Genomic DNA, 14080 nt, shown 5'->3' with positions numbered 1-14080 from the left:
GTGAAACGATGAATATTGGCTTAACCGGCGGGATCGCAACGGGAAAGAGCAGTGTTTCCGCCCTTCTTGCCAGTAAGGGAGCGCTGCTGATTGATGCAGACGTGATTGCCCGGGAGGTCATGATGCCCGGGCATCCTGTTTTGGCTGCCGCTGTTCAGCGGTTTGGACAAGCCATATTAAATAAAGACGGGACACTGGACCGGAAAAAGCTGGGCAGCATTGTGTTTCAAAATCCCGATGAGCGTAAAGCCCTCGAGGCAATCACACATCCGGCTATTCGCCAGGAGATGCGGGAACGTGCTGCTGCATATGAACAGACCTATCCGGACAAGCTTGTGGTATCGGATATTCCTTTATTGTTTGAATCCGGTCTGGAAAAAGAATTTGATGAGGTTATCGTTGTTTACGTCCCGAGATCTGTGCAGCGCGAGCGGCTGATGAGTCGGGATGGTATGACAGAGGAACAGGCTGACGCCCGTATTAATGCGCAGATGGATATTGAACATAAGAAGCAGCGTGCTGACGTGGTCATTGACAACAGCGGCTTATGGTCGGAGACGGAGCAGCAAGTTATTTCATTTTTGCATCATAAGGGTCTGATATGAAGTTACTGCGCAAGAAACGGGTACTGCTGTTGATGTTTGTTTCATTTGTATTGGTGCTGTTCCTGAATACAAACTGGATGGCGTGGTTTTATCCGATTCATTACAAGGAAGAGATTCGTGCGCAGTCTCAGAGCTATGAGGTGGACCCATTCCTTATCGCTTCCATCATCAAGGTGGAAACCAATTTCAAGACAAGCAAGGAATCCAGAAGAGGTGCCATCGGGCTGATGCAGCTGATGCCGGATACGGCCAACTGGATCATGGAGCAGGCCAAAATTCCCGGGACCTCGCTAGAGGAGCTGAAGCATGAACCCGGCAGGAACATTCAGCTTGGCACATGGTACCTGCGTAACCTCTCAGAACAGTTTGACGGCAATGAGACGGCCATGATTGCCGCTTACAATGCCGGACCAGGCAAAGTAAGTGGATGGATCAGAGATGGTGTCTGGGACGGCTCATTCGAGACAGTCAAAGATATTCCTTTTGGAGAAACCCGGCACTATGTACAACGAGTCATTTATTATTATAATCAGTATGTAAAGATCTATAATACGTTCTAATGCTAATTGCATGGATTATGCGGTAGTTTAGAGTACAATCGGTTTGATTTGAATTTTGATATCGTATGTCTTATCTAATAGTAGAAGCACAGAGCAGGCCGGTTATTCACCGGCCGCTCCATGCTCCTCTGTCTAAACGTATTACAATGCAGATATTATTGGTATTGACCTGCCAATTGCTGTTCTGCAATTGTTACCAGACGTTTCGTGATGTATCCACCGATCGAACCGTTCTCGTAAGAAGTCATGTTACCTTGGTATCCGTCTTGTGGGATGCTGATTCCGAGTTCTTGAGCAACTTCATATTTCAATTGCTCCAGTGCTGCGGAAGCGCGAGTTACTACCAAGTTGTTGGAGTTACCGTTGCTGTTTTGGGCCATTGCTGTTCACCTCCTCGCGGTTGGTAAAAGTATTATGTGTCTTCAATGCGATTTTCATAACTAGAAGTGACAGGGAATTTATGGTAAAAGAAAAACATGGGAAGTGATCTGAGTTGAAATGTCCTTATTGCGCCTATCTAGGTACAAAAGTGCTGGATTCTAGGCCTGCTAATGAATCAAAATCCATCCGCCGTCGTCGTGAGTGCGAGCAGTGCAGCCGCCGTTTTACAACATTTGAAATGGTCGAAGAGACCCCGTTGATCGTCATTAAGAAAGATGGCAGCCGTGAAGAGTTTAGTCGCGACAAAATTCTCCGTGGTCTTATCCGGGCTTGTGAGAAACGTCCTGTCTCTGTAGAGACGCTGGAGATGATGGTTTCCGAGGTGGAGAAGTCACTGCGCAACACTGCGGAAGCTGAAGTGGAAAGCCGCCAGATTGGCGAGCTGTTGATGGAGCAATTGTTCCCGGTTGATGAAGTTGCCTATGTGCGGTTCGCTTCCGTGTATCGCCAATTCAAAGACATCAATATGTTCATGAAAGAACTAAAATCGTTGTTGTCCAAAGAGGATCTCGACGATTAAAGAAGTGGGTTAAGGGAGAAGAGCAGTCTAGGCTTGTAATTATGAGTGTTCATGTCTGTACAGAGGTTGTTCTTCTCCAAACACTTTGCATTCTGAAAAAGTTATTGACAGCTAAAGCTGCATTTTATATGATATAGGAGTCGCCTGTGGAACATCGCTGAAGCGGACAAGTACATATATTAATGTGGGGCCTTAGCTCAGCTGGGAGAGCGCATCGCTGGCAGCGATGAGGTCAGGGGTTCGATCCCCCTAGGCTCCATACTCGAAAACCTCTTGGTATCCAAGAGGTTTTTTGCTTTTTATGAATTTCTTTTCCCATGTCTGTAGCCAAAATGCACATATTGTCTTACACCAAATTTTTATGTAAACGCTTAAATGATTGATGGACAAGAGCGAAAGGCTAATGTTATATTGTTTCTATAAGAAACAATATAATCTTCATAAGACACTAAATTTTATTGGATGAGTGGACATGACAATGCTTACTAAATGTGCTCAAGGTTCAATGTTGTGATCTCTTGAATGCTTTAGCACCATGAAAAGGATGGGATGAGTATGAACCACAGTGAGACAACGATTAAATCATTTGACGGAACACAGCTTTATTTCAGCAAGGATACAGCCGAAGATGCGAAGGCAGCGGTGATCATTGTCCATGGACTCTGCGAGCATGCCGGGCGTTATGATGAGTTAACGAAGCAATTAAACAAACGAGGCTGTAACGTATATCGATTCGACCATCGTGGTCATGCGAGATCTGAAGGAAAGCGTACATTCTACAGTGATTTTCATCAAATCATCGAGGATGTGAATGTCGTAGTTGAGAGGGCTTTGCAAGAGAGCAGTGACCTCCCAGTATTCGTCATTGGACATAGCATGGGTGGATTTGCAACCTCATCATTTGGCACGAAATATCCAGGCAAGGTCAAAGGCATTGTTTTATCAGGAGCACTTACCCGTTACAATACGAAGGTTGCTGGTGAACTGCCGCTTGATCTTCCTACAGGGACGTATTTCCCGAATGAGCTTGGCAGTGGCGTATGCAGTGACCCTGAGGTTGTATCCGCTTACGCGAGTGATCCGCTGGTAGAGAAACAAATTTCTGTGGATCTTTTTAATAGCCTAGGGAACGGCGTGGCGTGGCTAAAAGAACATGCCAAGCAGTTTGTGGACCCGGTGCTCGTTCTGCATGGAGCAAATGATGGGTTGGTGAGCGAGCAGGATTCACTTGAATTCTATGGAGACATTGCCTCGACTGACAAAACGTTGAAGATCTATGCACATCTCATGCATGAAATATTTAATGAACCGACTAGACATGAAGTCATAGAAGAAGCCATTACATGGATTGAAAAACACATCTAATTTCAGTAGAGTAAAAGAAAGAGAATCTGAAAATGAAAGGGATTACTCATGAAATTAGATTGGATGGGCGACCATCGGACCCTGATTGAGAAAATAATCAAATACGGCAATGCATACTCGAACACCTATAAGCTGCAGCGAAGCTATGGTACGGACGTGATGTTCTCCGCCTCTCAGATCCAGACCCTGGAATACATTCTGGAAGCAGAGGATAAGGAGGAGAAAATGTCAAAGATGGCCGCACGTTTGGGCGTTAGCCGCAGTACATTCTCCAAGAATGTGAAGAATCTGACGGAAAAAGGCTTGCTCGAAAAATATCATTTAAGCGGTAACCGCAAAGACATTTATGTCAAACCTTCGGCGAAAGGGCGCGAGGTATACGCAAAGTACACTGATTTTGTCCGTGAGCTTTGCTTTGACGATATCTTTAAGCATGCTGACCAAATTTCAACAGCCGACAAGGAGAGTTTTATTCGCATTATGGATCTGTTCGCAGATGTGCTGGTTTGGTATGGTGAGAAGGAACAGGAACCGCGCAAACTCATTAAAATTGATCCGGGCAGCGATTAAATTCTAGGGTTATCGATGTACATGTATCATTCAGTTTAGCTTGTATGGATTGAGCCTAACAAAAGGGGATTAACTTTCAAGGTATTAAACTTGAAGGGATATTAAGGGATATTCCCTTTTTTAAATTAACCAGCTTAGTATAGGAATAAGAAAAATGCCCTTGAACAAGGGCATTTTTCTGCGCAATAGTTTTTTCATCTTGGTTAAGGTTTGGTTACTATTTAGTGCTATTAAGTGGAATTCGTAATTCTCCATCCGGCTCTTTAGTTGTATAATTCCATACATATAGATCGATGTTCTTACCTTTAAAATCATGAAATACTTCCATATGTTTATTATCAGAGTCGTTGAAATACAGCGGCGTTAGGTATTGCTTTTCTCCCGCATCAAGGAAATACGTTTGGTTGATCCCGCCAAATGTAGACTCAGGGCTGGACGATCCAACGTACAGGTTCCCATCCTTGAGATAATAAGTCCAGTTGATAAGGAACCCTTCATAATCACTTGTTATCGTTTGTGGCTGAGTCGAAATATTCGCTAGACGAATAGAAGTCTGGTCACCAGCATGCTCATCAACGCGGTCCTTCGCGATTAAGGTTATGGGTTTGTTAGCCACAGAACTTACATCTATGACAGACGAGTCGGACTGTTCAAATCGCAATTCGGTCTGGTTAGGATTCAACGTGCCTTCGAGGGAAACGTATCCTTCCAACACTCTGCCGTCCACTTCCAACTGATAAGTCCGGTATGGCATTCTGTAGTAGTCTTTTTGGTGATCAATAGTTAAACGAACCTGGGTTGGTGTCACCACTACTCCACTGATTCTAGCCTCTCCATCTAATGAATTCAGTGGAATATCCATTTCTTTCTTGACTGCCCCTGTTTCCATCTGCTGTTTAGACAAGGAGAGATCGACGTTCCACGTTCCATCTGTTCGCTCTTTCTCATGTGTATAGGTGAAGGTGAAATGATCTGTTCTCTCTTTGAACTGCTGCTCGTTAAAAATTTGCGTGCTGGAGTATGCTCCGGTTGCACCTGCTATACCGTAGACTGGGCTTTCCGTTTCTTTAATCATGTTCCCGTTTGGATCATAAGCTGTAATTCGGGCCCAAGTCTGTTCCTTCAACTCCGCATCTGTGAAAGTCACGTTGGAACGAATCATGATTTGATCTTCCGTGTGCTGGAAGGACTGTACTTCTACCGTTTCGATTCCGTCCTTCTGTATATTAAATTTCTGAGTATTCGTGTCCTTGGGATCGAGTGTAATGTCCTCCTGAATGTCTTGCAAATATCGTACACCTGTAATGGAAAATTGTAGATGGGATAGGTTCTCTGACATCACCCAGTCCGTTTCGAAGTATCCCTGATACACACCTTGCTCTTCGTTCCATTGTTGATAATAGTGTCCTTCAATAGGTGTACCCTCACTGTCTTTCAAAACGATCTGATCATATCTGATTTCTGCTCCGTCTGTTTCCATGCCGGGTTTAATCGTATAGAGAAGGACTGTTCGGTTATCATCCACAAAAGCGTTATGCACCGTTAAGGTCACTCCGTGAGCTGTGACGCTTTGTTCAATAGACTGACCATATCCCGCTTGGAGAGCTGATTCAATTCCAGACTTATGGGATAGGACATCACTCCAATCATATTGAAAGGCTGCATATACCGGAGTTGCCATTACCGCTATAGAGACACCCAGGACAATAGCAACTTTCGTCTTACCGCGTTGCGATCTTTCCGTGAGCTGATCTGCTACCCGAAGCTCGTCCATCTGTATGCTGTTAAACATCTTATCAAAATCTGGATATTCAATGTGATCTGAATGTTTCATGTGATTCTTAATTTTGGATTCTACTGTATTCAAAACGGTTCTCTCCTCTCATGTTAACCTTCTCGTAGTACTCCAGTTTCTTTCGCATTAATTTAAGAGCCTTGTGCAATCTGGATCGAACGGTACCCTGACGTATATTGAGGATTTTCGAGATTTCCGCAACAGATAGATCACCAATGTACCGCAGGGTTACAACACTTCGCAGCTTGTCAGGCAATTGGCGCAATTGCTGTTCCAATTCAGCGAAGGATAACTTAGCTATAACCATCCCATCGACCAAATCTCTAGTAAGAGCCTCGTGTTCATGCTGCTTCTGTAGATGGTCTTGTTTGTCATTTTTGACTTTGTTTTTACGAATGACGTTGAGGCAATGATTCATGGCGATTCGCATAATCCAGGCCTTGAGGTGTGTAACATTTCTCCAGTCCTGCCGAAACACAGTTACAAACACATCATGGCATACATCCTCGGCATCCTGAATGTTTTTGAGCATATACAAGCAGGTACGATATACATCTTTGTTGTAAGAATAGAAGAGTTCGTGCTCGGTCACTTCCGCTGCTCCTTTCTTGTTGGGATATATAATAGACAAGTGAGCGCCGAAAATGATTCACTTTTTTTATCCTGTCTCTTGATAAAGAACATGTTAAGATAATCCATTATGGTTGATTCCTCGTGAGTTGAACAGATTAACAGTTACCATAAAAGACTCGGACCGGACAGATCAAAGCAAATAATGACAGGCCGCAAAACAAGTATTCCTCTATTATAGAAATCAAGGAGTGGTCAACCGTATGAACTGGATTGAATCGTTGCAGAAGGCTATACAGTATATCGAAGAGCATCTACTCGAAAATGTAACGATAGAGCAGATCGCAGCACAGGCTCATAGCTCGCCTTTTTATTTTCAACGTACGTTTACGCTCTTAACAGATGTTACCGTATTCGAATATATACGGCGGAGACGATTAACACTGGCAGCACATGAACTTGTACAGAGTGAACAGAAAATTATTGATCTAGCGTACAAATACGGGTATGACACTCCTGAATCTTTTTCCAAAGCTTTTCGCAGACAGCATGGGGTTGCACCAAGTGAGGTACGAAAAAGCAGCACCTCAGTTAAATCGTATAATCGCTTGGCTATTCAAGTAAGTTTAAAAGGAGCGGAACCGATGGATTATAAAATTGTTGAACAGGCTGAATTTTCGTTAGTTGGAATTAAGCAAGCTTACTCTTATGCAGATGGAGAGAATTTACGGGAAATCCCTAAAATGTGGGAAAAAGCCTATGCGAACGGAACAGAAGATCGTTTAATAGCATTGAATAATGGAGCTATTCAAGGATTACTTGGAGTCTGTGTAGATCAGACCGAGATCAAGGGGAAGCAAATGGAGTACTGGATTGGTACAGCTTATCATGGTGAAATACCAGAAGGTTTGTCTTCCCTCACCATCCCTGCTTCCAAATGGAGTGTATTTGAAGTAAAGGGGCCTCTGCCTGAGAGCTTGCAGAATCTATGGAAACAGATTGTTTCCGAATGGTTCCCATCTAATCCTTATGAGCATGCCGGGACACCCGAATTAGAGGTTTATGCAGGTCCTCATCATGCGCCACAAATCTGGATACCGATTAAATAAGGGGGTGAAGGTGATAACTTCGAAATTTCATCATCTGACAAGCGGAATTATAATCAGTCAGGATCAGGTTCTGCTCGCCCATGCCATTGGTCATCAAAATACGTTCTTGCCAGGAGGTCACATTGAATTTGGTGAGAGCGCACCGGATGCCCTAAAAAGAGAAATCGAAGAGGAGCTGGGGTTGTCATGTTACATCGATGGATATTTAGGATCAGTAGAGCATCGGTGGGAGAAAAATAAGGAGCTACATTGCGAAATGAACCAGGTTTTCAGAGTGAAAGTCCCTGAACTGGATGTGTTACAATCTCCTGTATCTCTCGAGTCTCATATTGAATTCTATTGGGCGTCTGTGTATGAGCTGGCTGGGCATCATTTGCAGCCTTATCCATTCCGTAAGCTAATTCCACAGCTTGTCAGAGGAGATACATCCATATGGTGGGAAAGTACGTTGAAGGATGGTATAACAACGGATAATATCGAATAAGGTTCTACTCTAGTTAGGGAAGCGTGAGGAGTTCACACCGTTCAATGTTGTTTTCTATATTATGAAGATGGAGGTGTTCCAAAGCCTTTCAATACCCTTCATCAACACCTTAGTTCAATATCTTAGTTCAACACCATTTTTTAAAACCATAGATTAACACCTTTAATTAATACCTTTTTACAAGCAACAAAAGTGCCTCAAAAGGCTTGATCCATAAGGGCTTCTGTATCTGGATAAATTTAGATATGGAAAGCCCTTATTTTTATGCAAAATGATAACGCTAAGGTACACATCAGGAAACGCCAAACCAACACTACATGAATTGAAATACACATTAATGATCTATGCATCCAAATGAACAAAATCAATATAAACATTACCTATATTACTAAAACACATGAGATAAAACGTTATCCACAGTTTTAGTGGCGAAATTGGGATTCACAGGAAGTTATGAGATCAATTTTATTCCGCTATTGAAAGTGCAAATCTAACTAAATCCAACTATAAGCTCGCATTAACGGTAGAGTAGAAAAAACAAATAGCAGTCATTCTACTAATTCGTAGAACCACTGCAACACAAGATAGACTGAAATGAATGATAAGGATGCACAAATAAATCTAATCCTATAGAAATTAGACGATGTGCGCTTGGGATCGAGTATTTTTTTGTCTATTCATATACTTCTCAATTTCCATCTTGATCTCCAGAATTGGAGCTGGAAGAGTTCTGATTCGGTAATAATGCTGGATAAACCATTCCGGATGTTGTCTGAAACGATTAAGCCAGCACGAATGGATGAGACGAAGTTTGTCCCACACTTTAACTTGTTGGCTATGCGCTGCTTCAATTAGTTCTTGATTCATCATGGAGATCTCATCATTCGCAGAGAGGTTGGTCTCCGCCATGTGTTTTTTCTGCTTGATCTGCTCAAGCTCCACAGATAGTTGTACCGCATAGTTTAACTCGGCTGATTCCATAACGGACCGAAAATAGGCACTGATCTCATTCAGTTCATTCTGTTCTTCATTCACAATATAGGACGAATCTTCCCTGTAGATCATGTTAAAGAAGGTCTGTGACCGTCTTTTATAATTTTGAATGCTAAAGAGGGCATGGTCGAAAATTTCAGTTGCATACTCATATCCAAATTTCGCATAGTAATCTTCCATGACTTTTGCTATTTGCCAAACCGCTTTCCGGGATATAAAGTCACAACAAAAACGATGCTTGATCAGCTGTTTGGTCACCCACAGCTCAGCACCTTCAGAATAGATTTCACCCATGTCAATCCATTTGGAGTGAACGTTCAGTACTTGGAAGTTTTCCGTATGTATTTTGATTTTCAGATATTTGGAAGCCTTCTTAAGAATCGTGATCGCTTCTTTTGGCGTACGTATATTAAGAAGTCCAGTTGGCCCATAAAGATCATTGATGTAACCCCAGCGGAAATTGCCTGGAATGTAGATAAGCTCTTTGCCAACGTAATGAAGCACAAAGCGTTGAACATTTCGGTCCTCAGACAAAAACTCATCGCATGTAAAGAAGGCAAAATTTTTGGCATAGAGCGTTTCCTGTGAAACTTCTGCTTGATCACGTACAAAGATATAACGGTCAAAGAACAATGTACCAGCGTTATTGTAGTGAATAATACCCTCGTGTTCTAACTTGTGGAGAAGAATTCGGATTCGATAAGTGGAGGTACCCATTCGTTTAGCGAGTTCGGTCTGAGAAAGAGGAACTTCTCCGCCATATGCGCAAACGGTACCCAGCAGGAGTTTAAGTTTGAAAAGCAAACGAGTATCATGATGTAAGGTCTGTGCATCGAATAGATCAGGATGGTGTTTCATCTGCGCCTCTCCTTAACTCCCAACTGTAAAAATGGGTATGGAAAATAAGGGTTTTGGCTTTTGTTTTTTTAGAAGACATGCTATAATGAACACATCAAAAAAGAAGCAAGACCAAGACCCCGACTTTTCGTGGTTTTAATAAGTGCCAGTCGCCAAACTATCCACTTATTAGAACGATATCGTTGGGTTCTTTTTTTTATTTTAACAGAGATTTTTATTAGCTTTCCATTTACTATAAATAGATTATAGCATCCGACTATTTAATTGGGAACACCATGAAAAGTACGAGAAATGCGTAATAAAAATAGAAATGAAGAATGAAACGTAATTTGACGACCATACATATAGTACGAGAAAAAAGTTAGAAAATTAAAAATAGGGCTACAAGCTTGCATTTAGGTTGTACTCGACACATCTAGAACTTTTTTTTGGTCTTTTTAGTACGTGGAATTCGTAATAAATTTATTAAGGTACGAGTTTTGAGTAATAATTATTAGAAAGTACGAAAAATAAGTGAGAATTACGTTAATATTTACGTCGGTACCCTATAGCGTAAAGCTTGAAACAGCGAATCGAAGTACGAGTTTTTCGTAATAAAAATGAGACCTTCTTTTCAGAGCATTGTATATTGTGAATAATCAATTAAAGTACGAATAAAAAGTAAGAAAATGAAATTAGGTACGTTGTTTTCGTAATAAAATAATGTGGGGGAATTGCACGAATGGCGTTGTAGTGGGATATTTATTTTTATTACGAAATGAAGTACGAAAAAAAAGTAATAATATAATGCCAGTACGAGAAATGAGTAATAAAAATTCAATCAAGCAGCACTACAAAAAGTTAACATTTCTAATCATCAGCGTAGATGGGCTGCTAGAAAACCTAAATAAGCAAAAAAAATTGGAGAATGAGGTTCATTCTCCAATAAGTTCAGTCTGTATAGGAAAGGTAAGCTGAATAGGCGGCTCGGCTTGATCGAAAAAGTCATGCATTTCCGTATGTGTCAATGGAATAAACGAGATCTCAAAAGAGGAATGAAGTCTTTTATAATCGGCAATCAGGAAATTCAGGCTTTTGAACTCCTCAAGCGCGTCCTGGATCTTTTTCATGTTTTGTTCCGTTTTTCTTTTGTCCATTCGGACTTTACGCAAGAAATAGCTGAGCGGAAAGATATCGATGAATTGGTTCCCTTGTACATACCGCTCCAGACGCTCCTTCTGTAATGCATGGACCAAAATCTTAGAGATGTTTCCTTCAATGGAGTTGAGGCTGTCTCTATAGATTTTGACGGTCTGTTGATTAATGTATTGCTGGTGGAAGTACGTACCGATAACAATTTCGGCATAACGTCTGCCATTGGGATTGGAGTTGATGACAACCGAGTCAAATATGGACCAGTCGGCAGAACCAGATCTTGCTTTTTCAGACTTCTTCTTAATCACGGCCTGGAAGCCAAACGACCTGATTTTACGCAATCTTTTCTCAATTTCAACGTAGTTTTTAACCCCAGAAGAGTTATAAGCTTTGCTGACCAGCTTGGATATATCAACCGTGATCGTTCGATCGGTGTAAAAGGATTCATCCTTCTGGGAAAGGACATAGAAAATGATATCCCGATCAGTACCATCTAGTGATTTCGTAAGGCTCTTATCCGCGAGCAGGAAATCTCCATCCTCAACCTTGATAATGGTGCGCAGGAACTCATTGTCACTGATCTCATAATCATCAAAATAGGTTTGTTTGTTGGTGATTTCGTCTAATTCCATTCGAATCTTCAGGTTTGTTGATTTTTCGGCAAAAACGACATCTTCGATCAGGCCATGAGGCTGCACATCCACTGCATTGGTTAAATCGTGTTTATCAATAATATCAGCCACAATAAAGTGCAGATCGGTTTCGATGGCCTTTTTGATCTGATTGGTTTTTTTACTCGACAAGTAACGATAGTCCGTGAGGTAGGTGGAGCTGGTGGTTGCCCACTCACTAATTTGTTGCAAACGTAAAGCGGGTAAATCATTCAGGTCTTTTACGCCAATCAATCTTTCGGATTCCGCAACGATATCCAGCCCCGCATTCGATGCTTTCATTTGCTCCAGCGCAAGTTTCCAAGAGCTAATCTCAATCAGAACAGGATTGTTTGGCACCGAATCCAGTTCCTCTTTAAATTTCTTAAGCCAATATTTTTTGCTCTGTTGTCTTTTGCGATAATTTTTATCCCGAATCTCAACGTGATCTTCCAGATGAGGCGTATCAAATCCAAAATTCTGGATTAAGAGTTCCTTGATTAGCTCAAACAGCCACGTCTCTTTCGAGGTGCTGGTCGTTTCTTTGTATACGTACATGTATAGATGATCGACAATTCTTGGTGGTAAGCACTCAATTGTCTTGGTAATTGCAAAAAGCGAAAGTTTAACCATAACCATTCTCCCTTAAAAAAAACTTCTCCTTAAAAATATATCATAACTTCATATCCATTAGGGCAGGGATTATCATGGAAAAGGATTTAGTTTAGGAAAATAAACCATTTCCTATTCTATGAGGCTAGAGGACAACTGCCAGCTTCGTCGAACCATTAGTAGTAGTTGGACAAAAGGGGAGACTAATAAATGGATAGAACATTAGATGAGATTCTAATAGAGGCAGACATCACTTCTCTGCAGTCTGCGATGGAATCCGGATTGTTATCATCGGAAGTCTGCGTTCGTTGGTATTTGGAGCGAATTGCGAGACTCGACCCCAAGTTGAATTCGGTACTCGAAGTCAATCCGCATGTAATAGAGGAAGCTATCTCGCTTGACGCGGAGCGGAGGGAACAGGGAGTGCGAGGACCGCTTCATGGTATCCCCATCCTGCTCAAGGATAATATCGATACAGGAGATCACATGCATACCAGTGCGGGTTCGGTCGCGCTAGCAGAACATATTGCACAGTCAGATTCAATGGTGGCTGCACAGTTAAGAGCGGCTGGAGCCGTATTTCTGGGAAAGGCAAACATGACAGAATGGGCGAACTTCATGTCGAGCACCATGTGGTCCGGATACAGCTCAAGGGGCGGACAGACGTTGAATCCTTACGGTCCTGGAGAGCTGTTCGTTGGGGGATCGAGTTCGGGCTCCGCAGCAGCCGTGGCCGCCAATCTGTGTACCGCCGCCATAGGGACAGAAACATCAGGTTCAATTATAAGTCCAGCCTCGCAAAACAGCCTTGTTGGCCTTAAGCCGACGATCGGTCTGGTCAGTCGTACAGGGATTATCCCCATCACCTATAGCCAGGATTCAGCTGGCCCCATGACACGTACGGTCAGAGATGCAGCCCTTTTGCTCGGTGCAATGACTGCAGTGGATCCGGATGATGCGGCGATGCACGAGAAAGGACGGAAAGCCTACACAAATTATACGCCCTTTCTGGATGCGAACGGACTGCAAGGAGCAAGAATCGGCGTTCCGCGGTTCTACTATGAGGATCTGGATGAAGCACGAGCAGAAGTTATCGAACGAGCCATCCGTGTATGCAGAGAACAGGGAGCGATCATGATTGACCCGGTGTCATTGCCTTGTGAGAGTGCGAAGTGGGACTGGGACGTGATGCGATATGAATTTAAAAAAGGGATAAATGACTATCTCGTCAAAGCGGGTCCGGGTGCTTACGTTAAAACGTTAGATGAACTTATCACCTATAATGAGGAAAATGCTGATGCTGCGCTTAAATATGGACAGGATACGCTGATCTGGTCGAATGAAACAAGTGGTACCTTGTCTGAACCGGAGTACGCCAAGAGTTTGCAGCTTAATCGTCAGCTTTCACGGGACCAAGGAATCGATCACGCGATCCGTGAGAATCAATTAGATGCATTGATCTTCCTGGGCAATGAGGAAGGGCTCGATTTGTCTGCACGCGCTGGGTATCCTGTAATTACTGTTCCCGGCGAGTACGTCGACACAGGTATTATTGGTGAAGATGGTTATACGACCAAAGGGCCACAGGGAATTACATTTGTCGGAACCGCCTACAGTGAGCCGATCCTTTTCAGGATAGCTTACGCCTATGAACAAGCGACTAAATATCGTTTTGCGCCTAACGAGGAGCTCTAATCCGTTTGAACAATCAATCAAAATATCTGAAATTTACATTACAGCTAAAAACCAATACACGGTAACCACAACAGGTTTGTCATGCAAAGGTTAAGAAAGTTACAGTTATCGGAATCCCT

The 14080-nt window shown here is 42.6% G+C and carries 13 protein-coding genes and 1 tRNA gene; 9 read left to right on the top strand and 5 right to left on the bottom strand.

The window, feature by feature from the left end:
* Positions 1 to 8 precede the first annotated feature (8 nt).
* Entirely contained in the window at positions 9 to 605 is a 597-nt protein-coding gene (gene coaE / locus CHH60_RS09470) for a dephospho-CoA kinase (protein WP_095358996.1), read from the top strand.
* Positions 602 to 1165, top strand: coding sequence for a lytic transglycosylase domain-containing protein (locus CHH60_RS09465; protein ID WP_095358995.1), 564 nt, complete (start codon positions 602 to 604; stop codon positions 1163 to 1165). The genes coaE and CHH60_RS09465 overlap by 4 nt, the downstream gene beginning before the upstream one ends.
* A 155-nt stretch (positions 1166 to 1320) precedes the next feature.
* Here CHH60_RS09465 and CHH60_RS09460 read toward each other — a convergent pair whose 3' ends face one another.
* Entirely contained in the window at positions 1321 to 1545 is a 225-nt protein-coding gene (locus CHH60_RS09460; protein ID WP_095288108.1) for an alpha/beta-type small acid-soluble spore protein, read from the bottom strand.
* A gap of 113 nt (positions 1546 to 1658) precedes the next feature.
* Between CHH60_RS09460 and nrdR the strand changes: the two genes are divergently transcribed.
* The 4 genes from nrdR to CHH60_RS09440 all read left to right on the top strand — a co-directional run bounded on the left by nrdR (position 1659) and on the right by CHH60_RS09440 (position 4061).
* A complete protein-coding gene (gene nrdR / locus CHH60_RS09455) occupies positions 1659 to 2126 on the top strand; it encodes a transcriptional regulator NrdR (protein WP_095288107.1) in 468 nt (155 codons plus the stop codon).
* Positions 2127 to 2312: 186 nt separating this feature from the next.
* Positions 2313 to 2385 (top strand) — tRNA-Ala (locus CHH60_RS09450).
* Positions 2386 to 2681: 296 nt separating this feature from the next.
* Entirely contained in the window at positions 2682 to 3491 is an 810-nt protein-coding gene (locus CHH60_RS09445; protein ID WP_095358994.1) for an alpha/beta hydrolase, read from the top strand.
* 48 nt (positions 3492 to 3539) lie between these two features.
* On the top strand, positions 3540 to 4061 hold the full coding sequence (locus CHH60_RS09440; RefSeq protein WP_095358993.1) for a MarR family winged helix-turn-helix transcriptional regulator: 522 nt from the start codon (positions 3540 to 3542) through the stop codon (positions 4059 to 4061).
* Positions 4062 to 4278: 217 nt separating this feature from the next.
* Here CHH60_RS09440 and CHH60_RS09435 read toward each other — a convergent pair whose 3' ends face one another.
* Positions 4279 to 5928: a DUF4179 domain-containing protein gene (locus tag CHH60_RS09435; protein ID WP_095358992.1), complete on the bottom strand. Its 1650-nt coding sequence runs from the start codon at positions 5926 to 5928 to the stop codon at positions 4279 to 4281.
* Complete coding sequence (locus tag CHH60_RS09430; protein WP_095358991.1) at positions 5903 to 6448, bottom strand: RNA polymerase sigma factor; 546 nt, start codon at positions 6446 to 6448, stop codon at positions 5903 to 5905. The genes CHH60_RS09435 and CHH60_RS09430 overlap by 26 nt, the downstream gene beginning before the upstream one ends.
* 241 nt (positions 6449 to 6689) lie before the next feature.
* Here CHH60_RS09430 and CHH60_RS09425 point away from each other — a divergent pair, with 241 nt between their 5' ends.
* Entirely contained in the window at positions 6690 to 7535 is an 846-nt protein-coding gene (locus tag CHH60_RS09425; RefSeq protein WP_095358990.1) for an AraC family transcriptional regulator, read from the top strand.
* Positions 7536 to 7545: 10 nt separating this feature from the next.
* Positions 7546 to 8019 carry an NUDIX domain-containing protein gene (locus CHH60_RS09420; RefSeq protein WP_176476023.1) on the top strand — a complete coding sequence of 158 codons (474 nt, stop codon included), beginning with the start codon at positions 7546 to 7548 and terminating at the stop codon, positions 8017 to 8019.
* 636 nt (positions 8020 to 8655) lie between these two features.
* Here the strand turns inward: CHH60_RS09420 and CHH60_RS09415 are convergent.
* The gene (locus CHH60_RS09415; protein ID WP_095358988.1) at positions 8656 to 9870 is read right to left on the bottom strand and encodes a helix-turn-helix domain-containing protein; all 1215 of its coding nucleotides are present in this window, start codon (positions 9868 to 9870) and stop codon (positions 8656 to 8658) included.
* Positions 9871 to 10784: 914 nt separating this feature from the next.
* Positions 10785 to 12287, bottom strand: coding sequence for a hypothetical protein (locus tag CHH60_RS09410; protein ID WP_095358987.1), 1503 nt, complete (start codon positions 12285 to 12287; stop codon positions 10785 to 10787).
* A gap of 189 nt (positions 12288 to 12476) precedes the next feature.
* Between CHH60_RS09410 and CHH60_RS09405 the strand changes: the two genes are divergently transcribed.
* Positions 12477 to 13961 carry an amidase family protein gene (locus tag CHH60_RS09405; RefSeq protein ID WP_095358986.1) on the top strand — a complete coding sequence of 495 codons (1485 nt, stop codon included), beginning with the start codon at positions 12477 to 12479 and terminating at the stop codon, positions 13959 to 13961.
* Positions 13962 to 14080 lie beyond the last annotated feature (119 nt).

This window comes from Paenibacillus sp. 7523-1, from assembly GCF_002276415.1.
In the GTDB taxonomy this organism is placed as follows: domain Bacteria; phylum Bacillota; class Bacilli; order Paenibacillales; family Paenibacillaceae; genus Paenibacillus; species Paenibacillus illinoisensis_A.
Note: the sequence above shows the minus strand (reverse complement) of the source record. Positions and strands in the feature narration are given on the sequence as shown.